This window comes from Streptomyces sp. NBC_00620 (assembly GCF_026341825.1).
GTDB lineage: Bacteria > Actinomycetota > Actinomycetes > Streptomycetales > Streptomycetaceae > Streptomyces.
The window spans coordinates 2,637,164-2,658,099 of record NZ_JAPENY010000001.1 but is presented as its reverse complement, the minus strand read 5'-3'; the positions used below and the strand labels follow the sequence as shown (position 1 = coordinate 2,658,099).

Here is a 20,936-nt window from a genome sequence, read left to right as displayed (position 1 = left end):
TCAGTCCTCCGTGCTCAGTACGGTGGTGAGGAAGGTGTCGATGAGTGCCGCGGTGGTTTTACCGGAACGGTCGGCGGCGGGGCGCAGGGCCGCGGCAAGGAGCGGGCGTTCGTCCGGTGGGAGCGCGGCGCCCACGCTGCGGCCGAACCGTCCGGCGGTGGCCCGGGGCTCCTCGCCCACGGCCGCCAGCGTGCGCAAGGTGTCGTACAGAGCCCGCAGCGCCAAGGTCCGCCTCGGCCGGTTGCACAGCACACCGGCCCACAACTCCCCCAATTTGCCGATCAGTTGGGGCTGCCGCTCCATCAGCATGGCGCACACGGGCTGTCCCGTACGCAGGTCGCCCACCGTCAGAACGGCCAGGACGGCGTCGAAGGTGCTCTCCCTCAGCCGGGTGGCGACGGTGGTCCTCCGCTGGACACCCAGCCGGTGCGCCAGGGCGCGGAAGACCACGCCCGCGTCCTCCCGGCACTCCGCGAGTACGGCGACGAGATCGGCCAGGGCGAACATCGCCTCCTTCGACTGGCCGCTGCGCCGGCTGATCAGATGCCACAGCAGCTTCACGGCGTCGGTGGGGAAGCGAACCCCCAGTTCTCCGCCGAACGCGGCCGCCGCTGTCGAACGCAGTTCCGGGTCGCGTGACAGGACCCAACTGCGGGCGAGAGTGAGCGCGGTGGCGTCAAGATTCTCGTCCAGGCACATCCAGCACAGGACCAGGGCGGCCATGGACTGCCCGGCGGGGCCCGCCTCGCCGCGTGCCCAGGGCTCCAGATAGGACTCGGCGACCTCGTCGAAGGCGGGCCTGGCGAGCAGGGCCAGACCGGAGGCGACGGACAGGTGGAGGCCGGGTCCTGGGTCCGTCAGGATGAGGTCGGTCAGCCAGTCCTGCACACCGTCCCAGTACGACTTCGAGTGGTTCGTCCACAGCTCCTCCAGGACCCACTGGCGGTACTGCGGACTGGGGAGGACGAGCACGGTCCGGGTGAGCGCGCCGTGCTTCTGCTCCTCGGTGGCAGCCAGCCGGTTGCGGGTCAGGGAACGCCGTCGGTCGACGGCGGGCCGGGCGTCTTCGGGCTCGGCCGGTTTCGGGAAGGCCGGTGCGATACGCGGCTCCAGTCGTTCCTGCCACGACTCGAACTCCCGGTACCCGGTGCCGATGGCGAAGGCGAGTACCGTCACCTCGGCCGTCTCCTGGAGCGAGCGGTCCACCGCGAACCACTCGCGCACGGGCCGCGCCGCACTGCTTCCGTATTCCTGCCAGACTCCGGCGGGGTCGGCACCCCGCGCGATCCGCGCCGCCGCGGCAGTCACCTCCGTGATCAGGCACTCGGCGGGCAGCAGTTCGACGGCCTTCTCGACGACGGTTTCGGCGCAGCCCGCCTTCCGCAACCGCAGCCGCAGCACGTCCGCCAGGTCGGGTGCGCGCCAGGGCACATGGCGTACGGACTCGGGGGGCTTCCCCGCGACGCTGTGCACGGTGGTGACCACCAGGTGCGCGCCCTGCTCGCGCACCGCGTCCCGTACCCGCCTCCAGTCGAAATCCGCGGTCCCGGACGCGCCCTCGTTCATCCGGTCGAGCAGCACATAGCCGACGCCCTTCTCGAAGGCGGGGCGGCCCGTGGCGAGTTCCTCCAGGCTCCGGCCCGGCGAGAGCACCACGTATTCCGTTCCGTCGGCGACCGCGTTGAGGAGGGCCACGGCGCCCGAGCGCTTGCCCACTCCGGGCGGCCCGACCAGCACGACCACGCTGTCCCGGTCGAGGTCCGCCACCGCCTCGTCGAAACAGCGCGGTTCGACGTACGACTCCAGGATCGTGTCCGCCTCGCCGGCGTCGAGCCGCCCGACGGCCGTACGGCGGGCGTTCGGGGTGTCCGCGCCGCCGGGGCCGCCGATACCGAAGTGGGCCTGACGGGCGTCGAGGGCGCCGAGGAAGTACTGGTTGACGTTGTTGTGAGGCGCGTTGTTGTGAGACGCGTTGTTGTGAGGTGCCGGATTCGGCCGGTCGGTGGTGCCGGGCTGTCCGGGTGGGGGCGTGTCGTCGCGGGTGCCTGCGCCCTCCGCGTCGGCGGTGCCGGGTCCGGGCCGCTCGTCCTTGGACCTCTCGTCTCCGGGCTGTTCCTCTCCGGCCGCGCCCTCGGGTTGTTCCTGCTCCGGAGGTTCTTCGCGCTGTTCCTGGTTCATCCTCTGCCGTCAATCGGGGGTCACTTGGAGATTCCGAAGACGGCGCCCTCCGCGTTCACGGTTCCGTGGAAATTCTGAACGACCGTGTCTGACGGGGTAGTTGGAGCACTTTGGGGGCGCGCGGCCACTGATTCACCACCCTCCGCAGCTCCCGCGCCCCCCTCAGGCCCCGAAGCGCTCCCCGCGCCGCCGTGCAGCGAGAGCCCCCGCACGTCATGTCCGGGCACCCAGATCCAGGCCCGCCCCGCGTACTCCTTCTCATCGATCCGTACCTGGAGGAACTCCTGTGACCGGATGGTGGTGTACGCCTCGCGGACCACGTCGTTGAAGACGGTGGCCGAGACCGCCACGGCCAGGCAGGCGTCCGGCGCCGCGGCCAGGGCGGACTTCAGCATCGCGCTGTCGCAGATCCGGCCGATCTCGACCGGCGCCCTGCCGGCGAACCCGTTGGCCGCGGGCGACGCCGTACCGAAGTGCACGGCCGCCCTGAGCCGCAGCCACGCCTCGGGCACCCGGCCGTGGTTGAAAGCCCGCAGTCCTGCGTCGAGGTTGCGCATGAACGTGTCGACGAGGGCCGGTTCGGAGGCGCCCTCGGGCAGCACCGCGAACACCGAGTCCCCGGCCTCCTGCGTGACCCACCGCTCTCGTTCCAGCCCTGCCGCGTCGGCCGCCTGTCGGAGCAGTCGCTGAATCGCCTCCTGCAGCTGTGTCTGCGTCAGTACGTCGACGCCGCCGTATCCCTTCGCGTCGACCGCCAGCAGCAGTCTGCGTCCGAACGTTCCCATGCCGCCCGGTCCGCCCGCACCGTTCATCGTCATGACACCCCTCGTGTCCGTACTCACATACCGTTCAAGGCTCTTCTCGTGGGCACCGGCGTCCGCTCCCCCACAGGCGGACGCCGGTACACGCCAGTCGTACACGGCCCGCGCGGGCCGGACCCCGTGGAAGTACGGGATGCAGCAAGATGCGGGAATCCATAGAAGTGACTGGTTCGCATACCGGAGCAGGTCCTTACTGGAGGGGTCGCGCCCGCCGGCCCCAGGAGGGACCCGTATGCCGCCCAGCGGTGCCACCCCCGACAACCGTCCCGCGCAGTACATGTTCACTGCCCTGCAGACCACCCATCAGCACGCGGACACCAAGGCCGGGATCCTGGCGGCCGCGCAGGCGGCGCTGGTCGGCACGGCGGACTCATGGAGCCGGCAGGCCCTGCAAGCTGTGGAGCGGGGCGGAGCGGCGGGCGCGCTGGCCGGGACGCTGTTCGCGCTGTTCGTCTGCGGGATGTTCGGTGGCGCGGTCTGCCTGGCGGCGACCCTTCGACCCCGTGTGCTGCACCCTTCCGGGGCCAACAGATACAGCTTCGTCCATCTCTCCACCGGCCCGGACATCCTGCCCGCCGAGAACCCGGCCGGCGCCGACGAGACCGTGGACCGGCGGGAGTTGTCACAGACGGTGCGGTTCCTCGCCCGCGTCGCACTGCGCAAGTACCGGTTCCTCACCGGCGCCGTGGTGTGCACGACGGTGATGGGCGCCAGTGCCGGGCTGTTCGTGGTCCTGCGCCCGGTACTGACCTGACGCCGCACCCGGCCGCCGGACGGGCTGCCTCACTCCTCGTGCGCCAGATCGGCCACCTGCCGGAGCCGGGGCAGATCACGGATGGTCGTGGACCGGTATCCGGTCTCCAGCAGGCCGTCCTCGCGCAGTTCGCGCAGCCCCTTGTGGATGGTCGTCTCCGCGGCTCCGGTCAGCGCGGCCATCTCCGGCTGTGTCAGCCGGCAGCCGATGACCACGCCGCTGTCCCCCGTACGTCCGTACGCGGTGGCCAGCTCCACCAGGAGCCGGGCCAGCCGCACCTTGGCCGGGTAGCCACGGAAGTCCAGCCGCCGCCGGTTGGCCCACCGCAACCGGTCCGAGACGATGCCCGTCAGCGCCATGGCCACTTCCGGGCGCCGCATCAACAGGCCATGCAGAATGCCTTGTTGCATCAGGCGCGCGGTCATCGACCCGCACGCCGTCACCGTGGCCGAGCGCGGTGCCCCGTCCATCGCCGCCATCTCCCCGACCGTGTCACCGCCAACACGAACCGCCAACAGCGATGTCTCGCCGTTCTCCACCGTCGCGGTCACCTTGGCGAACCCGGAGAGGAGCAACAGGACGTGCCGGTCCCGGGCGCCCTCGCTCAGCAGCACCTCCCCCGCCTCGAACCGTGTCTCGACGCCCAGACCGAGCAACTCCTGCCGCGCCACCGGCGGAAGCACACCCAGCAGACTGCGCGCGGGCCACTCCTCGGAGTTGTGCGACACGGTTCCCCCCGGCTGGTCGGCGACGGCATCTCAATCCTGCCGCGAAACCCGTACGGATTCCGTTGTACGGGTGTGCCGGGGTGAACGTACGGCTTTGGGTGGGGAGTTCATCATCGTGAACAGCGGGAGCGGCAAGAGCCGCAGGAGGAACGCGTCGGCCATGAAGATGGTGGGGGCGTTGATCAGCGTGTTCCGGAGAACAGCCGGATACACCCAGCGGGAGCTGGCCGAGCGGTTGCGGGTGGACGAGCAGACCCTCGCCTCCATCGAGCAGGGCAGACGGTCACTGAGAACCGAGTACGCGGTGTTTCTGGATGAACTCCTGGACACCAAGGGGGCGTTGTCGGTCGCGGTGGAGAACATGCCCGAGGTGGATCTGTTTCCGCGGTGGGCCGAGGAGTACATCGATCTTGAGCGGGAGGCGTTGGCGCTTTCCTGGTACGACAACCAGGTGTTGCCGGGGTTGCTTCAGACTCCGGCGTACGCTCGGGCGGTCTTCCTGAACGACGTTCCGGCCCTCAGCGAGGACGAGGTGGAACAACGAGTCGCGGCGCGGGTCGAACGCCAGGAGGTCCTGCACCGGAAAGTGCCGCCGACCATCAGCTTCATCATCTCCGAGGTGACCCTGATGGACCGCTTGGGCGGAGACGAGGTCCACCACGAGCAGCTGCGGCGCCTGCGCGAGTGGGCCGACCTTCCAGGTGTCACCCTCCAAGTCATGCCGGTCGGGCGCGACTTCCACGCCGGGCTCGTCGGCCCGTTCACGGTCATCGAGACTCAGGACCACCAGCGCCTCGCCTACACCGAAGCCCCTCGCAGAGGCTGGCTGATCGCGGACCCCGACGAGGTGTCCTATCTGGAACGACGGTATGCGATGCTGCGGACTCAGGCTCTCAATCCCCTGGAGACCAAGGGCCTGTTGGACCGTCTGCTAGGAGAGCAATGAGCACCGCACTTCAGTGGTTCAAGTCGAGCTACAGCAGCGACCAGGGTGGCCAGTGCCTCGAAGTCGCATACGCCTGGCGCAAGTCGAGCTACAGCAGCGAACAAGGCGGCGCCTGCCTAGAAGTCGCCGCCTCCCCCCGCACCATCCACGTCCGTGACTCCAAGGACACCGACGGCCCCGCCCTCGCCGTCACCCCCACCACCTGGACGGCGTTCCTCACGCTCGCCCGCGGCTGACGGCAGTCCTACCGCTGGGACGTCGTCTCCCTCACCCACGGCAGCAGCGTCCGCTCCGCCAGCACGAGGGCGTAGAACAGTGCCACGCTCATCACCCCGAGGAGCGCGATCGCGGCGAACGCCAGTGCCGTGTCCGAGTTCGCCCCGGACTGCATGATGACGAAGCCGAGGCCCTCGTCGCCTGCGCTGAACTCGCCGATGACCGCGCCGACGGCCGCGAGCGGCATGGCCACCTTCAGCCCGACGAAGATCTGCGGCAGCGCGCTGGGAAAGCGGAAGCGCAGGAAGGTCTGGGCTCGGGAGGCACGCAACGACCTGGCCAGTTCCACGAGTTCGACCGGCGTCGAGGTGAGTCCGCCCGCGACCGACAGGACGACGGGGAAGAAGCAGACGAGCAGGGCCATGACCACCTTCGGCTGTGACCCGAAGCCCATCCACACCACGAGGAGCGGGGCCAGCGCCACCTTGGGCACCGCGTTGAACGCCACCAGGAGCGGCGCGAACATCAGCTCCACGATCCGTGACGCCGCGAGCGCCACCCCGATCACCAGCCCCGCTCCCACGGCCAGCGCGAAGCCCAGCACGATGACCAGGAGCGTGCCCATCGCCTCGTCCAGCAGATAGCCGGGGACGCGGAGGAAGGCGTCGAGGACGTCCGCGGGGGACGGCAGGATGATCTCCGGTACGTCGAGGACGGCCGCGGCGAGCGCCCAGGCTCCGACCACCGTCGCCAGCCCGAGCACCGGCCAGCCGAACTTCCCGACCCGCCTGAATACTTGTGGACTTCGCGTCACTTCAGGACTTCGGCACCAGGTCGAAGGAGACCAGTTTCTCGGGCGTCAGCCCGGGCTTCACGGCTCCCGCGTCCTCCAGCGCCTTGATCGCCCCGGCCACGCGCTCGCGGTCCATGGTGCCGATGGGTGCGCCGTCCTCCTTCGGCTGTACGGCGGTCCCCACGAGCTCGATCTCGGCGGCGGCTGTCTCCTTGTTCAGCGTCGGGAACTTCTCGGCCATCAGCGCCGCGGCTTCGTCCGGGTGGTCGATCGCGTACCGCATGCCCTTGAACAGCGCCCCGGTGAAGCGTTTCACCAGGTCGGGATCGTCCTCGGCGATCTTCGTGGTCGTCGTGATCGCGGCGCCGTAGCTCTCGGTGAGGTACTCGCCGAAGGGCAGTACGACGACCTCCTTGCCCTTGACCGCGTTCTCGATGTTGGGGCGGCCCACCCGGTACTGACCGACGGCGTCGACGGAGCCGGTCGCCAGGTTGACCCCGAGCTGCTGGGCTTCAAGGGCGACGAATTCGACCTTGTCGGCGTCGATGCCCGCGAGCTTGGCGTACGCGGGGAAGAGGGCCCCGATGACCGACCCGGCCGGGTCCGCGATCTTCTTGCCCTCCAGGTCGGCCGGCTTGCTGATGCCGCTGTCGGCGAGCGCCATGACGGCCGCGTCCGTGGTCTGGTGGACGGCCGCGACCGCCGTGACCCCGGAGACCTTGCCGTCGCCGAGCTGCATGATGGTGCTGCTGAGGTCGACGGGGGCGAACTGCGCGCTGCCGCCGGCGAGCGCGGCCAGGCTGTTGCCGCTGCCCTGGCCGGGCTGGATGGTGACCGTCACGCCCGCGTCGCTGAAGTAGCCCTTGTCCTGGGCCACATAGGCGTACGCCTCACGGCCGAAGGTGCCGAAACCGGTGATGTAGGTGACCTTGTCCGGAGCGGAGCCGCCGCCGCTCCCGCTGTCGTCGTCGGAGCCGCAGGCCGTGGAGAGCGCTGCCGTCATCAGGACGGCCAGGAGCGCAGCGAGCAGCCGTGATGTCCTTTTCGAAATGCAAAGGCTCATGGAACTCAAGTGGAGTCGTTCAAGGGGAAGTTGTCGAGACCACAGAGCCGGTTGTCATGTAACAAACATCGATCAACCGGTTGATCACAGGATGCGCCGACCTATCCTCGGGTGAACCGGTATTGGGGGGGCTCCCGTGATCCGAGTACGCGGTGTGTCGAAGACCTTCGACGGCCGCAGGGGGACCGTGGAAGCCCTGCGCGGTATCCAACTGGACGTTGACAACGGGGAGTTCGTCGCGGTTCTGGGCCGCTCCGGCTGCGGCAAATCCACCCTGCTGAGGGTGATCGCAGGGCTGCTCCCGGCCACCTCCGGCGAGGTACGGATCGCCGGTGAGCCGGTGCGCGAACCCCGCCGGGACGTCGCCATCCTCTTCCAGCGCCCAGCCCTGCTGCCCTGGCGGTCGGCGCTCGACAACGTGCTCCTGCCCATCGAGGTGCACGGCCGCCCCCGCCCCGAACACCGGGAAAGCGCACACCAGTTGCTGACAACGGTCGGCCTGGACACCCCCTTCCACAAACGCCTGCCGCACGAACTGTCCGGCGGCATGCAGCAACGGGTGGCACTGTGCCGATCCCTCATCCAGCGCCCCCGCGTCATGCTGATGGACGAGCCCTTCTCGGCCCTGGACGCCCTGACCCGCGAGGAGTTGTGCGAGGTGCTGCAACGCGTGCACATGGAGCACGGCTCCACGGTCGTCCTGGTAACCCACTCCATCGAGGAGGCAGTACTGCTCGCCGACCGGGTCGTGGTGCTCAGCCCGCGCCCCGGCCAGGTCCGTACGGTCCTGGACGTACCGGTCCCCCGGCCCCGGTCCCTGGGCCACGACGCCCACGCCACCGAACTCGCCCGCTGCCGCGCCGAACTCCACGACCTGCTGCTGGCCAGCCACAAGACAGGGGTGTGAGCGGAAGATGGAGCTGCGCCTCTTCACCGAGCCGTACCACGGAGCCACGTACGACGAACTGCTGCGCGCCGCCCGGCACGCGGAGGAGTGCGGCTTCGACGGCTTCTTCGTCGCCGACCACTACCACCCCATGCACTTCACCGACGCCCTGCCCGGCCCCACCGACGCCTGGACCACGCTGGCCGGACTGGCCCGCGAGACCTCGACGATCCGCCTCGGCACGCTGATGTCCTCGGCCACCTTCCGACAGCCCGGCGCGCTCGCGGTCATCGCCGCCCAGGTCGACGCGATGAGCGGCGGCAGGCTCGAACTCGGCCTGGGTGCCGGGTGGTTCGCCCTGGACCACAGCGCGTACGGCATCCCGTTCCCGCCGCCCGCCGAACGCTTCGAGCGGATGGAGGAACAGTTCCAGGTGATCACCGGTCTGTGGGCCACACCGCCCGGCGAGCAGTTCTCGTACGAGGGCCGCCACTACCGCCTGACGGACTCGCCCGCCCTGCCCAAGCCGGTGCAGCAGCCCCGGGTGCCGCTGATCGTCGGCGGCCGGGGCCCCCACCGCACACCGGCCCTTGCCGCCCGCTACGCCGACGAGTTCAATCTGCCGTTCACCTCACCCGCGCAGAGCGCCGAGCTGTACGCCGGGGCGCGCGCCGCCAGAGCCGCCACCGGCGGCCCTCCCCTGATCCTCTCGGTGTGCCTGGGCATCGCCTCCGGCCGCACCGAGGCGGAGATCGACGCCCTCCTCGCCCTCCTGGACGAGCCGTCCCGCCTCCCGCCGGAGGAGCCACTGCACGGCTCCCCCGCGCGGATCGTGGACCTGCTCGGCGAGTACGCCGACCTCGGCACCTCCCGCGTGTACGTACGCCTGCGCGATCTCTCCGACCTCGACCACCTGGAACTGCTGGCCACCGAGGTCGCGCCGCAGCTCCGAGTTAAACGGAGTTAGCATCCGTTTATGACTACTGACAACTCTGTGCTCAATGTAGAGATCGATTCCCTGCAGGGCGGTTCCGCGGATCTCGGGCAGTACCGGGGCAAGGCCGTGCTCATTGTGAACGTGGCCTCCAAGTGTGGGCTGACCCCGCAGTACGCGGGCCTCGAGCGGCTGCAGGAGCGGTATGCCGGCCAGGGGTTCACCGTCCTCGGGGTGCCGTGCAACCAGTTCATGGGGCAGGAGCCCGGGACCTCCGAGGAGATCGCCGAGTTCTGCTCGGCGACGTACGGCGTGACCTTCCCGCTGACCGAGAAGGTCGACGTGAACGGGGACGGGCGGCACGGGCTGTACGAGCGGCTCGTGGGCACGGAGGACGCCGACGGGCACAGCGGGGACATCCGCTGGAACTTCGAGAAGTTCCTGATCGGTCGGGACGGTGCCGTTGCGGCGCGGTTCTCGCCGCAGGCCGAGCCGGAGTCGGCGGAGGTCGTGGCCGCGGTGGCGAAGGCGATCGGCTGAGCTGTCGGTCGACCTGCCGGTTGACCTTGCCCCTGGGGCAGGGACCACCGTCCTGTGTCACCGGGTGGAAGGCGCCCGGTGACGGAGGATGAGGATGGGGTCGTGGACGACGAACGCCCGGAGCACCCGGAGCACCCGGAACGCTCTGAAGACGCTCAGGGCCTGAGCGAGCTGCTCACCATCGGTGCGTTCGCCGCACGGGCGCGGCTCTCGCCCAAGGCGCTTCGGCTGTACGACCGGCTCGGGCTGCTCGCCCCCGCGTACGTCGACGAGGTCAGCGGCTACCGCTACTACCGCGCCGACCAGGCCGAACGCGCCCGTGTGGTCGCGCTTCTGCGCCAGCTCGACATGCCCCTCTCGCGTATCGCCGAGATCGTCGACGCGGAGGGCTCTTCGGCCGGTGCGCTCCTCGCCTCGTACTGGGCGGACGCGGAGGCGCGGTTCGCCTCGCAGCGGACGCTTGCCGAGTACCTCCGTGGACGGCTGTCGGGAAGGAGTTCCGAGATGTACGGGAAGTTCGTGGTCGAGACGGTGGACGTACCCGAGCAGGTGGTGCTTGCCGAGACGCGGCATACGCTCGCCGCCGAGTTGCCCGCGTGGATCGGGGCGTCGCTGGGGCGGCTGGAGGAGGGGGCCCGGGCCTGCGGTGGGGTCACCGCGGCGCCCTTCGTCGTCTACCACGCCGAGGTCTCCCAGGAGAGTGACGGGCCCGCCGAGTCGTGCGTGCCCGTCGCCGACGAAGCCGCTGCGCGGGCGTGGGCGTCTTCGGCCGGGCGCGCCTGGGAGACCCGGGTGCGGGTCGAGCCCGCTCGGCGGCTCGCCTACGCCCGGATCACCAAGGCGCAGGTCGCTCATCCGCAGATCCTCGCGGCGTTCGAGGCGGTCGAGGCGTGGATGTCCGAGCAGGGGCTGTCGTACGACGGTCCCTGCCGGGAGGTGTACTTCGCCGACTGGGATGCGGCGGGGCCGGAGGATGTGGTGTGTGATGTGGCGTTTCCGGTGAGGTGACGGGCCCTCGGGGGGGTGGGGGGTGGTTTTTCGCCCCCTCCGCCCCTACCCGTCCCTTGTTCCTGGGGGCTCCGCCCCCAGACCCCCGATCGCCCGAAGGGCTCGTCCTCAAACGCCGGACGGGCTGAAAACCTCTATCCCCGGCCGGGGAGATATTCAGCCCCTCCGGCGTTTGAGGAGCGGGGGTTTGGGGGCGGAGCCCCCAAGGGACGGGAATGGGTAGGGGCGGAGGGGGCGAAAAACCCACCCCCAACCCCCACTACCGCAACTCCTCCGGGCAAGGCGTCCCCCGCGGAAGTTGGTACGGCGCCGCCAGGCGATAGGTCCCCGGCGTGGGAGCCAGTAGCTCCGTCCACTTGTCGCCCGTGGCGTTCTCCGGGGCCTGCATCAGGCAGCCGTTGACGTTCTCGTACGTCTTCGGGGTGTCTTCGTCCTCGCGGTTCTTGGACGCCTCCGTCTCCTGCGGAGCCTTGAGGCTCTTGCCGTCGGCGTCGACGACGCTCAGCCACGGGGAGTACGGGATGCGGATGAGGATGCGGCCGGCCTTCTTCACCTGGAGGGTCATCTCGCCCTGTTCGGCCCGCTCGACAACGGCGTTGGGCTCGGCGAGCGACGCCGGATCGGTCACGGCGAAGAGCTGCCAGTTCGCGTCGCCCCAGATCTGCTCGAGGTAGGGCATCCCGCGCTGCACGAGCTCACGTTCGCGTTCGGCGCCGTCCCCGTCGGGCTCCCCCTTCGGCACCACCACGTAGTGGACGGCCCAGCGCTGCAGCCACTCGTGGTAGTTCGCGGAGTTGAGGGTGTCGTCGTAGAAGAGGGGGTTGCGCTCCATGTCGGCCTGGCGGTTCCAGCCGCGGGCGAGGTTGACGTACGGGGCGAGAGCGGAGGCCTCGCGGTGGGAGCGGGCCGGGACCACCTCCACCCGGCCCTTCTCGGCACCGACGACCTGGAGCTGGTTCACCAGCGGCGCGAGCTCGCGCGCCCAGGACGCCGCCGGTGTCGTATGCACGACGTCGTCGACCGACTTGAAGCCGATCCACCCGGTGAATCCGGCGAAGGCGAGGACGATGGCGTACCACTTGCGCGAGCGCGGCACGGTGTACGGCAGCGCGGCCAGCAGCACGACACCCGCGAACAGCATCGCCAGGCGCGTGATGTTGGAGCCGATCTGGGAGCTGATCAGCCACACGAGGAGTACGGAGAGGCCGTACACCGCCGCCGTGATCCGTACCGTCTTCCACTCCTTGGGGACGAGGAGGAAGACGACGACCGCGGACAGGAAGGGCAGCGAGGCCGAACCGATGGCCATCGGCTGGGTGCCGGAGAAGGGGAACAGCCAGGCCGAGAGGGCCACTACGACGGTCGGCGCGATACCGAGGGCGTACGCGCCCGGGCGGCGTTTCTGGAGGAACAGAGCCACCGCGACCAGGCCGACGAACAGGCCCGCCACCGGCGACGAGGCGGTCGCGAGCGCGGCGAGCGGCGCCGCGCACAGGGCCTTCGCCCAGCGTTTGTAGCGCCAGCGGTACGGCCAGCAGAAGACGACGGCGGCCGCGGCGAGCGCGAACACCATGCCGAGGCCGTACGTCACCCGGCCCGAGGCGGCGTTGCAGAGGAGGGCGAACACGCCCGCGAGAGCCGGCCACAGCGGCTGCCGCACCGCCTTGCTGCGGATCAGGATCAACGTCAGCAGGCCCGCCGAGATCGTCCCCGCGATCATCATCGTCGTACGGACGCCGAGCACGGACATCAGATACGGCGACACCACGCTGTACGACACCGGGTGCATTCCGCCGTACCAGGCGAGGTTGTACGCCGAGTCCGGATGCTGGCCCACGAACTCCGCCCACGCGTCCTGCGCCGCGAGGTCCCCGCCACTGTTCGCAAACGTGAAGAACCAGACGACGTGCAGTACGCCCGCGAGGGCGGTGGCGAGGATGATGGGGTGCCGGAGGAGGAGACGGGTCAGCGGGTTTTGCCGGGTGCTGGACGTCTCGTCGTGCGCGTCGTTGTGCGTGTCGCCGTGCGCGTCGTTCTGTGCCTCGTTATGCGCGCCGTTGTGCGTGCGGGACTCGTCGCTGTGCGCAGAGGGCTCGCTGTCTTGCGTACGGGACTCGTTGTCCCGCGTAGGGGACTCGTCGAGTTGCGTGCGGGCGGGCAGTGGTATTCGCGGGCCTGATCCTGGGCTGCCCGGATCGGCGTCATCGGCGTGTGTCGGCTCCGCTGTCGCCACTGCAAGGCACTCCCAGTGTCCCGTTTTCCGCTCTTCGGCCGGGACCCGCGGCCCGCGACCAGGCCGCTTAGCGACGCTAGCACGCACCCCGCCGGTGAGCGCCCGGGTGGGGCGTCATCGGCGGGGTACGGGGCGTTCGGAGGGCGTTCACGCGGTGTTCCCGCGATTCGCGGGCGCCCTCCGGCGTACGCCCGTTCCGCTGGTGCGAGCCGGTTTCGCGCCGGTCAGCCGACTCGGGTCAGCTTGGCTCCGAAGCCCGGTTCGGCGAGGTCCGACTGAAGCGCGACGGGGATCTTCACGGCGTGACTGGAACCGTCGCCGACCGTCAGCTCGCCGACCACCGTGCCCGCCTTGCCCGAGTGCGGAACCGTATCGCCACCGGCGGTGCCGATCGAGAGCTTCGTCTTCAGACCGGGCCAGCCGACCGCCGTCATGTTCTTGGTGGCGACGACAGGCGTCTGGCCGCCGAGCTGGTCGTCCACGTAGCCGACGACGTCGCCCTTCTTCACCACCGTGGCCGCCGTCAGGCTCTGCTGGACCGTGTCGATCAGCTTCTGGCTGTTGGTGAGCGCCAGTTTGAGGCTGTCCCAGACCTTGCCCGTGCCGGCGTTCTGGCCGAGGACCGCGCCGTAGACGGTCTGTGTCTTGCCGTTCACGGTCTTGGTCGCGGCCCACACCAGGTTGCCGCCCGCCGGCGTCGACGAGCCCGTCTTGAGACCGATCACGCCGACCTGGTTCACCAGCAGGTCGTTGTTGTTGTAGATGGTGCCGTCGAGCCCGGGGATCTTCGCGCTGGCCATCCCGACGATGCTCGCGAACACCGGGTTCTGCATGACCTCCTTGGCCAGCTTGAGCTGGTCGGTGGCGGTGCTCACCGTCGTCTTCTCCAGACCGCTCGGGTCCGTGTACGTCGAGTTCGTCATGCCGAGCTTCTTGGCGGCGTCGTTCATCTTGGCGACGAAGGTGTCGTTGTCGGAGTCCCAACGGGCCAGCAGGCGTGCCGCGTTGTTGCCCGACGGGATCATCAGCAGCTGGAGCATCTGGCGCTCCGTGAACTGCTGTCCCTTCGTCATGGGCGCCGTCGACTCGTCCACGTTCTTCGACTCGTCCTCGGCCTGCTGGTCGACGGTGATCTTCTCGCCGCCCTCGTCCCCCTTCAGCGGGTGGTCCTGAAGGATCACGTACGCCGTCATGATCTTCGCGACGCTCGCGATGGGGGCGGCGGTCTGCTTGCCGTCGGTACCGAGGCTGCCGACTCCCTCGACCTCGATCGCCGACTGGCCCTGACCGGGCCAGGGCAGGTCGAGCGTGCCGCCCTCGAAGGTGTAGGTCGCGTCCGCGGTGAGCGTGAGGCCCGTCGCCGGGAGGGGGCGCACGGCCTGTACGACTGCAAAGATCACCGCGAGCAGCAGGACCAGCGGGGTCCAGATCTTGACCCGCCGCACGATCGTCCGTACCGGGGTCTGCCGGGGCGGCGGCGTGTTCGTCAGCTCGGCCAGCAGGTCCAGCGGCGGCTTGGGCGGCAGAGGCTGCTGGGTGGTGCGCTCGGGACCGACCTGCGGAAGCGCGGCGGTGGCCCCGGGGGCAGGGGGCGGGGTCGCCTTCGGCTTCGCCGGTGCGGGTTCGTCGAGCGGCTTGAGCGCGACGAACTTGCTGGTGCGTTCGGCGGGGGGCACGGGCGTGTCGACTGGCTTGTCGGTGGGCGGCTTGGTGCTGCCCAGCTTGAGCATGGTGGTGGGCTGGTCCACCGCCGGGCGGCGGGGGGTCCTGAAGACGCCGGTGGGCTGGTCCACGAGGGGCGGCTTGGGGGCCTTGGGCTCCTCGGCGGGGCCCTTCGGGGAGTCCTTCGGGGAGTCCTCCGGGCTGGGCTCCGTGCCCTCGTCAGAGGGTTCGCCGGAGTCGCGCTCGGCGGCCTTGGGGGCGGCGTCGGCGTCCCGCGCGGAGACGACCTCGGCAGCGGGCGGCTCGGCGTCCGCCTCGGGCTTGGCGTCAGCGCTTGCGGCAGGTTCGGCGTCAGCATCCGCGTCGGGGGCGGATGCGCTCTCCGCAGCGTCAGCGTCCCGCTCGGCGGCCACCCCAGGCTCGGTACTGGGGCTGGGGCCGGCGGCGGGCTCAGTGCCAGCACTGGTGCCGGCGGCAGGCGCCTCGCCGGCATCCGCCTTACCCCCGGACGCGCTCTCCGCATCGGCAGCGTCAGTGGCCCGCTCGGCGGCCACCCCAGGCTCGGTGCTGGGGCCGGCGGCGGGCTCAGTGTCAGCGCTGGGGCTGACGGCAGACGCCGCGCTGGCATCCGCCTCAGGCGCGGTGCTGGCACTGGCACTGGCGGCAGTCTCGGTCCCACCGCTCGCGCTCGCGGCAGGCTCCGCGCCGGCATCCGCCTCACGCCCGGACGCGCTCTCCGCAGCGGCAGCGGAACGCTCGGCGTCAGCAGGCACCACGTCGACATCCGTGTCGCCCTCGGTCGCTGTCGCGGACGTGGACACGCTCCCGGAGCCGACAGCAGCCCGCGGCTCATCGCCCCCGCCGGACTCCCCAGCGCCCTCCGCCGCGGCACCCGCCGCACTCGCGGTCCCGTCGGCGTCCTCCGCCTCGGCGCCCGCCTCGGACGGGGTATCCCCCTCCGGCTCCTCACCGACGTCCGTCGCACCGACAGACGTGGAGGCACCGCCCTGGGAGAACCGGCCACCACCAGCCACATCGCCCGCGGCGTCCGCCTCCTCACCAACGCCATCCGCACCGGCCGTGGAGCCCTCACCGGAAGCGCCACTCACCGCAGCCGCATCGGCGTCCCCGTCCTCGGCGTCACCCGAGGACGCCTCCGCATCCGGGTCCGCTTCCGGGTCCGTATCCGCCCCCGCAACCCACGCGGCAACCGCCGCCCGAAGCCGCGCGTCACCCGGCAACCCACTCTCGGCCGCCCCCGTACCGGCGTCTCCAGACCGCTCCGCCCCCGACGAACCGTCGGACCCGGACGAACCACCGGAACCCGACAAACCCTCGGCCCCCGTCCCGACCGCCCCGTCGGTCACCGCCCGCGTCGAGAAGACCGCCGTGGCCTGATCCACCCGCACCGTGGCCGCCCGCTCTCGGGCCAACCCCAAACGCGGGTCGGCCGGGGCCGAGGACGCAGCCGAGGCCGAAGCCCCGCCCCCCCGCGTCGGACCCGGAACCGCGGCCGCCGTCCCCGGCGTCGGTTCTCCCGACGACGCCGATGCCGACGACTCGTGTTGCTTCGACCTGTCGGGGGACTCGCCCGCCACCGATGCCTCCTCCTGCGGCGCACACCCGCAGTGCGCCAACCGAACCGTGAAAACCCGTGAAAACCCTTGACCCGCCGCCCGGACACCGCTGTCCGAACCATGTACCAGTGTCCTGTGTGGGGGCTTGTCCTCCGCGGTAGACGAGAACGACATACCTACCGGTTCCACTACGAACCGGTCACGCCCTCTCGACAGATGAATGTGAGAGGGGTCACCCTGTCATTCATCCACGCGGGGAGGCATGGATGGGCAGGAGCCGCAGATCAATTCCGGAAGAGCTTCTTCTGCTGGCGCTGGACCCGACCACGGGTACCACCGCACAGCCGCAGTCGCTCGACCTCGGTCTGGCCGGAGCACAGCTAGTGGAGCTGGCGCTGGCCGGACGGATAGCCCCGGACGGGGATCGTATCGCCGTGGTCGTACCACGGCCGACTGGAGATCCAACACTGGACTGTGCGTTGGAACTGCTTCGCCGACGCGGAGCACCCGTACGCGCAGTGAACTGGATTGGCGGACCCCGACTGGGGCTGCGCCAGACCTATCTCTCGCATCTGGAGAGGTGCGGCATGGTCCATGCCGTGGCCGGCCAGATGTGCGGGGTGCTTCCGACGACTCGCTACCAAGCGACGGACACGGAAATCAGCCGGGAGATCAAGGCCCGGCTGGACAGCGCGATCCGCACCGGCGTCCCGCCGGACCCGCGGACCGCGGCGCTCGCCGCACTGGCCCACGCGGTCGGACTCGGCAAGCACCTGTATCCGGGTAATGAGGGACGCTCGTCCCGCTCCCGGCTACGGGATCTGATCAGGCACGACCCCATGGGCGGCCTCGTGGCACACGCGGTCATGGACGTCCAGAACGGTGTGGCCGCTCAGCCACGCCGCAGCCCGGCACCGGCAGGCCGTCCGGCCACCGCCGGAGTCAGGTCCGCACCGGAACCCGCCCGCGGTGTTCCGATGCAACCGCGCCACAGTTCCATGGCGCGCGCCGTGGCCCACTGAGCCGCAGTCCCACGGCACAACGCACGAACAGCAGGACCCGCACCACCAGCGCCGCACCGCAGTCCCCAGGATCCGGTTCGGGAGCCGCTGGCTCGCGCGGGGCGATGAGACCGTACGTCCGGACGACGACACGGCCCCACCGCCCCGCGCGGCCGCATATGCAGGCCTTCTATGCAGGCCTCAACCATGACCTGTCGCGGCCGCACATACATGCGCTCTTACCAGCCAGATACCGGCCGGAAGTCCGAACTGGCGTGTACCCAGCGCATATCCGCTGTTTCCCAGCGGTAGAAAGCACCTTGGTGGCAGTCTGCTCAACAGCAGATACGCAAAGTAGAGGCCCGCAGCCGGAGGTGCACGTCCCGTGGCGTCAAGTGTCAATCCCACCGTCCGGCGGCGCCGGCTGGGCCAGGAGCTGCGCCGGCTCCGTGAGCTCAAGGGCATGACGGCCGAAGAGGTCGCCGAGCGACTGCTGGTCTCCCAGTCGAAGATCAGCCGCCTGGAGAACGGGCGGCGCAGCATCAGCCAGCGCGACGTCCGCGACCTGTGCGGGGTCTACGAGGTCGAGGACGTCCGCATCGTCGACTCCCTGATGCAGATGGCCAAGGACTCGCGCCAGCAGGGCTGGTGGCACTCCTTCGGCGACATCCCGTACAGCGTCTACATCGGGCTGGAAACCGACGCGGCGAGCCTGCGCGTGTACGACCCCCAGGTCGTCCCGGGCCTGTTGCAGACCCGGCCGTACGCGGAGGCCCTGATCGCCGGTGCGCTGCCGGAGACCGCCACCGGCGACATCGACAAGCGCGTCCAGGTGAGACTCCGCCGACAGGAACGTATCTCCGCACCGGAGAACCCGCTCCGGCTGTGGACCGTCCTGGACGAGGCCGCCCTGCGCCGCGCCGTCGGCAACCGCTCCCTGATGCGCGAGCAGTTGGAGCACCTCGTCGAGCAGTCCCAGCTCCCGCACGTCACCGTGCAGGTGATCCCCTTCGACATGGGCGCGCATCCGGGACTGAACGGGCAGTACGCGATCCTGGAGTTCCCCGACGCGGCGGACTCGAGCGTCGTCTACATCGAGGGCGTCACCAGCGACCTGTACCTGGAGAAGGCGAACGACGTCCAGAAGTACAGCGTGATGTATGAGCATTTGCGGGCGCAGGCCCTCAATGTGGAGCAATCGCGGCAATTCATCGCGGATATCGCCAAAGAGTACGCGCGCTGAGGCTCACTGAGCCACCTCCGTCGCGAGGGTGCCGGACTGTACACCTTCGTCACACCGGAGCGGAAGACCCAATGGAATATGCCATCCGGTCGAGTGAATACTTCATTCGCCTGCCGATGTTGGCGAGTAGCGTCGATCACGCCATCGAGCAACAACGTTGGCGCAAACCGAACCGCGGGTTCCGGAAGGAACCCGCTGTGCGGTGACAGCAACTCAACAACTGGCTACCGGAGCAAACATGGCAATCCAGCAAGGCGCCCTGCAGACCTGGACCAAGTCCTCCTACTCCACCGGCAACGGCGCGTGCGTCGAGGTCAAGTCCCCGGTTCTCGCGGCGATGGCCGTACGGGACTCCAAGGTCCCCGAGGGCCCCACGCTGGCGTTTCCCGCGAGTTCGTGGAACGCCTTCGTGGCTGAGGTGAGCCGGGGGGCTTCCCACCTCGACTGATGCACAGATACCGCCCACCACCACAACTGCACCGACCAACCGCATACGCACCACCGACAGAGCCCTCTCGACTGGCCCGCCGTCCTAGCCGAGGGGGCTCGGCCTTTTCCCGCCACGCCGGCTCGCCACCGACCCGGTCGCGCTACCTGAGCCGGTCCACGTACTTGTCCGTCCCCGGCACCGTGGGAATGAACGGCGCCACCAACTCGACCTTCCCCAGGCCCACTTCCTCGACGGCCGCGTCCAGCCCCGCGAAGTACCCCTCCCAGCAGTCCCGCGGGTCCGCCTCCAGGAACCACAGCAGCGTCAGCCGCGTGTCCACGCCTTCGACCTGCTTGACGTACGTCATGCGGTCGCCGGGCAGCGGCGTCGGGCGGAAGATCGTGACCAGGGCGGCCGGGGAGCCCGCGAGCCGTTTCGGGAGGTGGCGGGAGCGCAGCCACTCCAGCAACTCGGCCCGCTGTTCGGCCGATTCGGCGTCGATGACCTGCAACACCAGGCCCGTGTACAGGTGGTCCAGGGCGTGGAAGTCACGGGGGCCCGCGGCTCCGTCGCGGTACACCGTCGCCTCGTGGTCCTGGAAGGCCGTGAAGACGTGCGTACGGTCCTGGTAGACCCGGCCGTCGCGATTGAGCCGCTTGTTGATGCCGACGGTCCACTTCATGTGGTCGTCGTAGCGGCCCTCGGTGACCCAGTACGTGGAGAGGTAGCAGCCGGCGGTGACGGGCTGGGCGACCGCCGACTTCTCGGGCCGGCGCAGGAGTTGGAGGTCGCGGGTGGCGACCCAGCGGCGGCCCGCGTACATCCAGGGCATCGCCATCGCGCCGGCGTAGTAGTGGTCGTCCTCGTACCAGCGGTTGTACGCGTACTCGTGGCCCGGATGCGGTTCGACCATGGTGATCAGCGCATGGCCCGGGTGGACACCGTACGGGCCGACGGCGGCCAGCTCCGCGTACACCTCGCTGCGGGTCTCCTCACTCACGTCGCTCCCCTTCCTTCCTCCGGTCGACGCAAATACTCTGACGCCCCGTCAGACAATGCGCCAGAGCCGGGGAGGCCTCGGATGTCACTGCTCACGGGCAAGACCGTCGTCGTGTCGGGAGTCGGGGCCGGGCTCGGCCATCAGGTCGCGGCGGCCGTCGTACGGGACGGGGGGAACGCGGTCCTCGGGGCGCGTACGGAGGCGAATCTCGCCAAGTGCGCGGCCGAACTCGATCCGGACGGCGCGCACTCGGCGTACCGGGCGACCGACATCACCGACGAGGGTCAGTGCGAGGACCTGGCCGCGCTCGCGGTGGAGCGCTTCGGGCGGATCGACGGCGTCGTCCATGTGGCCGCCTGGGACAGCTACTTCGGCGGTCTCGAGGACGCCGACTTCGCCACCTGGCAGTCGATCATCGACGTCAATCTGCTGGGGACGCTGCGGATGACGCGCGCGTGTCTGCCCGCACTGAAGGCGGGCGGCGGCTCTGTCGTCATCATCGGGACGCAGTCGGCGGTGGCCGCGCCGTCGCAGGTGTGGCAGGCGGCGTACGCGGCGTCGAAGGGCGCGCTGACGAGCGCGATGTACTCGCTGGCGCGGGAGCTCGGCCCGCACCGGATACGGGTCAACACCGTGCTGCCGGGCTGGATGTGGGGCCCGCCGGTCCAGGCGTTCGTCCAGTTCACCGCGCACACCGAAGGCGTACCGGAGGCGGAGGTCCTTGCGCGGCTCACCGAGCGGATGGCGCTGCCCGAGCTGGCCACGGACGGGGACGTCGCGGACGCCGCGGTCTTCCTGGCGTCCGACCGGGCTCGGGCGATCACGGGACAGTCGCTGCTGGTCAACGCGGGTGAATTGATGCGGTAGCGGCCGATGTGACACCCCCCGGTTGTTCATTCATGTGAACAGAGGTCACCAACCAG

Annotated in this window: 19 protein-coding genes; 11 read left to right on the top strand and 8 right to left on the bottom strand. The window is 69.9% G+C overall.

Translation table 11 applies throughout. The features are described 5' to 3' along the window. Together OG246_RS12305 and OG246_RS12300 are read right to left on the bottom strand one after the other, a co-directional pair. Complete coding sequence (locus OG246_RS12305; protein ID WP_266460034.1) at nucleotides 1-2,178, bottom strand: hypothetical protein; 2,178 nt, start codon at nucleotides 2,176-2,178, stop codon at nucleotides 1-3. Between the two features lie 20 nt (nucleotides 2,179-2,198). Then, nucleotides 2,199-2,996, bottom strand: a complete 798-nt coding sequence (locus OG246_RS12300; protein WP_266460031.1) for a hypothetical protein — start codon at nucleotides 2,994-2,996, stop codon at nucleotides 2,199-2,201. 235 nt (nucleotides 2,997-3,231) lie between these two features. On the opposite strand from OG246_RS12300, the gene OG246_RS12295 reads away from it, so the two are divergent. Further along, a complete protein-coding gene (locus tag OG246_RS12295) occupies nucleotides 3,232-3,753 on the top strand; it encodes a hypothetical protein (protein ID WP_266460028.1) in 522 nt (173 codons plus the stop codon). Nucleotides 3,754-3,782: 29 nt separating this feature from the next. Here the strand turns inward: OG246_RS12295 and OG246_RS12290 are convergent, their stop codons facing one another. Continuing rightward, nucleotides 3,783-4,481, bottom strand: a complete 699-nt coding sequence (locus OG246_RS12290) for a Crp/Fnr family transcriptional regulator (protein ID WP_266460025.1) — start codon at nucleotides 4,479-4,481, stop codon at nucleotides 3,783-3,785. A 160-nt stretch (nucleotides 4,482-4,641) separates the two neighbouring features. On the opposite strand from OG246_RS12290, the gene OG246_RS12285 reads away from it, so the two are divergent. Together OG246_RS12285 and OG246_RS12280 are read left to right on the top strand one after the other, a co-directional pair. Beyond that, complete coding sequence (locus OG246_RS12285; protein ID WP_266464135.1) at nucleotides 4,642-5,427, top strand: helix-turn-helix transcriptional regulator; 786 nt, start codon at nucleotides 4,642-4,644, stop codon at nucleotides 5,425-5,427. After that, entirely contained in the window at nucleotides 5,424-5,663 is a 240-nt protein-coding gene (locus OG246_RS12280; RefSeq protein ID WP_266460023.1) for a DUF397 domain-containing protein, read from the top strand. Before OG246_RS12285 ends, OG246_RS12280 begins: the two co-directional genes overlap by 4 nt. Before the next feature lie 8 nt (nucleotides 5,664-5,671). On the opposite strand, the gene OG246_RS12275 is transcribed toward OG246_RS12280, so the two are convergent. Together OG246_RS12275 and OG246_RS12270 are read right to left on the bottom strand one after the other, a co-directional pair. Beyond that, nucleotides 5,672-6,457: an ABC transporter permease gene (locus OG246_RS12275; protein ID WP_266460020.1), complete on the bottom strand. Its 786-nt coding sequence runs from the start codon at nucleotides 6,455-6,457 to the stop codon at nucleotides 5,672-5,674. Between the two features lies 1 nt (nucleotide 6,458). Then, nucleotides 6,459-7,499 (bottom strand): ABC transporter substrate-binding protein, encoded by a 1,041-nt coding sequence (locus OG246_RS12270; RefSeq protein ID WP_266460018.1) that lies wholly within the window; start codon nucleotides 7,497-7,499, stop codon nucleotides 6,459-6,461. 136 nt (nucleotides 7,500-7,635) lie between these two features. Here OG246_RS12270 and OG246_RS12265 point away from each other — a divergent pair, with 136 nt between their 5' ends. From OG246_RS12265 to OG246_RS12250, 4 genes are all read left to right on the top strand, one after another. Continuing rightward, nucleotides 7,636-8,406, top strand: a complete 771-nt coding sequence (locus OG246_RS12265) for an ABC transporter ATP-binding protein (protein WP_266460016.1) — start codon at nucleotides 7,636-7,638, stop codon at nucleotides 8,404-8,406. A 7-nt stretch (nucleotides 8,407-8,413) separates the two neighbouring features. Further along, nucleotides 8,414-9,352: a TIGR03560 family F420-dependent LLM class oxidoreductase gene (locus tag OG246_RS12260; protein ID WP_266460013.1), complete on the top strand. Its 939-nt coding sequence runs from the start codon at nucleotides 8,414-8,416 to the stop codon at nucleotides 9,350-9,352. A gap of 9 nt (nucleotides 9,353-9,361) precedes the next feature. Beyond that, the gene (locus OG246_RS12255; protein ID WP_266460010.1) at nucleotides 9,362-9,859 is read left to right on the top strand and encodes a glutathione peroxidase; all 498 of its coding nucleotides are present in this window, start codon (nucleotides 9,362-9,364) and stop codon (nucleotides 9,857-9,859) included. A 162-nt stretch (nucleotides 9,860-10,021) separates the two neighbouring features. Beyond that, nucleotides 10,022-10,867: a MerR family transcriptional regulator gene (locus tag OG246_RS12250; protein WP_266464132.1), complete on the top strand. Its 846-nt coding sequence runs from the start codon at nucleotides 10,022-10,024 to the stop codon at nucleotides 10,865-10,867. 259 nt (nucleotides 10,868-11,126) lie between these two features. Here the strand turns inward: OG246_RS12250 and OG246_RS12245 are convergent, their stop codons facing one another. Together OG246_RS12245 and OG246_RS12240 are read right to left on the bottom strand one after the other, a co-directional pair. Next, nucleotides 11,127-13,100, bottom strand: coding sequence for an MFS transporter (locus OG246_RS12245; RefSeq protein WP_266460008.1), 1,974 nt, complete (start codon nucleotides 13,098-13,100; stop codon nucleotides 11,127-11,129). Between the two features lie 224 nt (nucleotides 13,101-13,324). Continuing rightward, on the bottom strand, nucleotides 13,325-16,165 hold the full coding sequence (locus OG246_RS12240; RefSeq protein WP_266460005.1) for a D-alanyl-D-alanine carboxypeptidase: 2,841 nt from the start codon (nucleotides 16,163-16,165) through the stop codon (nucleotides 13,325-13,327). A gap of 440 nt (nucleotides 16,166-16,605) precedes the next feature. Between OG246_RS12240 and OG246_RS12235 the strand changes: the two genes are divergently transcribed. The 3 genes from OG246_RS12235 (at nucleotide 16,606) to OG246_RS12225 (ending at nucleotide 19,031) form a co-directional block, all read left to right on the top strand. Then, a complete protein-coding gene (locus OG246_RS12235; protein WP_266460003.1) occupies nucleotides 16,606-17,361 on the top strand; it encodes a GPP34 family phosphoprotein in 756 nt (251 codons plus the stop codon). A gap of 364 nt (nucleotides 17,362-17,725) precedes the next feature. After that, complete coding sequence (locus OG246_RS12230; protein WP_266460000.1) at nucleotides 17,726-18,583, top strand: helix-turn-helix transcriptional regulator; 858 nt, start codon at nucleotides 17,726-17,728, stop codon at nucleotides 18,581-18,583. 238 nt (nucleotides 18,584-18,821) lie between these two features. Then, nucleotides 18,822-19,031 carry a DUF397 domain-containing protein gene (locus tag OG246_RS12225; RefSeq protein ID WP_266459998.1) on the top strand — a complete coding sequence of 70 codons (210 nt, stop codon included), beginning with the start codon at nucleotides 18,822-18,824 and terminating at the stop codon, nucleotides 19,029-19,031. A 142-nt stretch (nucleotides 19,032-19,173) separates the two neighbouring features. Here OG246_RS12225 and OG246_RS12220 read toward each other — a convergent pair whose 3' ends face one another. Then, nucleotides 19,174-20,013, bottom strand: coding sequence for a hypothetical protein (locus OG246_RS12220; RefSeq protein WP_266459995.1), 840 nt, complete (start codon nucleotides 20,011-20,013; stop codon nucleotides 19,174-19,176). An 81-nt stretch (nucleotides 20,014-20,094) separates the two neighbouring features. Here OG246_RS12220 and OG246_RS12215 point away from each other — a divergent pair, with 81 nt between their 5' ends. Next, nucleotides 20,095-20,880, top strand: a complete 786-nt coding sequence (locus OG246_RS12215) for an SDR family oxidoreductase (protein ID WP_266459992.1) — start codon at nucleotides 20,095-20,097, stop codon at nucleotides 20,878-20,880. Nucleotides 20,881-20,936: the final 56 nt, after the last annotated feature.

Coding starts and splice junctions, on each gene's coding strand:
- OG246_RS12305 (WP_266460034.1), bottom strand. CDS start 2,178: ATGAACCAGGAACAGCGCGAAGAACCTCCGGAGCAGGAACAACCCGAG.
- OG246_RS12300 (WP_266460031.1), bottom strand. CDS start 2,996: ATGACGATGAACGGTGCGGGCGGACCGGGCGGCATGGGAACGTTCGGA.
- OG246_RS12295 (WP_266460028.1), top strand. CDS start 3,232: ATGCCGCCCAGCGGTGCCACCCCCGACAACCGTCCCGCGCAGTACATG.
- OG246_RS12285 (WP_266464135.1), top strand. CDS start 4,642: ATGAAGATGGTGGGGGCGTTGATCAGCGTGTTCCGGAGAACAGCCGGA.
- OG246_RS12280 (WP_266460023.1), top strand. CDS start 5,424: ATGAGCACCGCACTTCAGTGGTTCAAGTCGAGCTACAGCAGCGACCAG.
- OG246_RS12270 (WP_266460018.1), bottom strand. CDS start 7,499: ATGAGCCTTTGCATTTCGAAAAGGACATCACGGCTGCTCGCTGCGCTC.
- OG246_RS12260 (WP_266460013.1), top strand. CDS start 8,414: ATGGAGCTGCGCCTCTTCACCGAGCCGTACCACGGAGCCACGTACGAC.
- OG246_RS12255 (WP_266460010.1), top strand. CDS start 9,362: ATGACTACTGACAACTCTGTGCTCAATGTAGAGATCGATTCCCTGCAG.
- OG246_RS12235 (WP_266460003.1), top strand. CDS start 16,606: ATGGGCAGGAGCCGCAGATCAATTCCGGAAGAGCTTCTTCTGCTGGCG.
- OG246_RS12225 (WP_266459998.1), top strand. CDS start 18,822: ATGGCAATCCAGCAAGGCGCCCTGCAGACCTGGACCAAGTCCTCCTAC.
- OG246_RS12215 (WP_266459992.1), top strand. CDS start 20,095: ATGTCACTGCTCACGGGCAAGACCGTCGTCGTGTCGGGAGTCGGGGCC.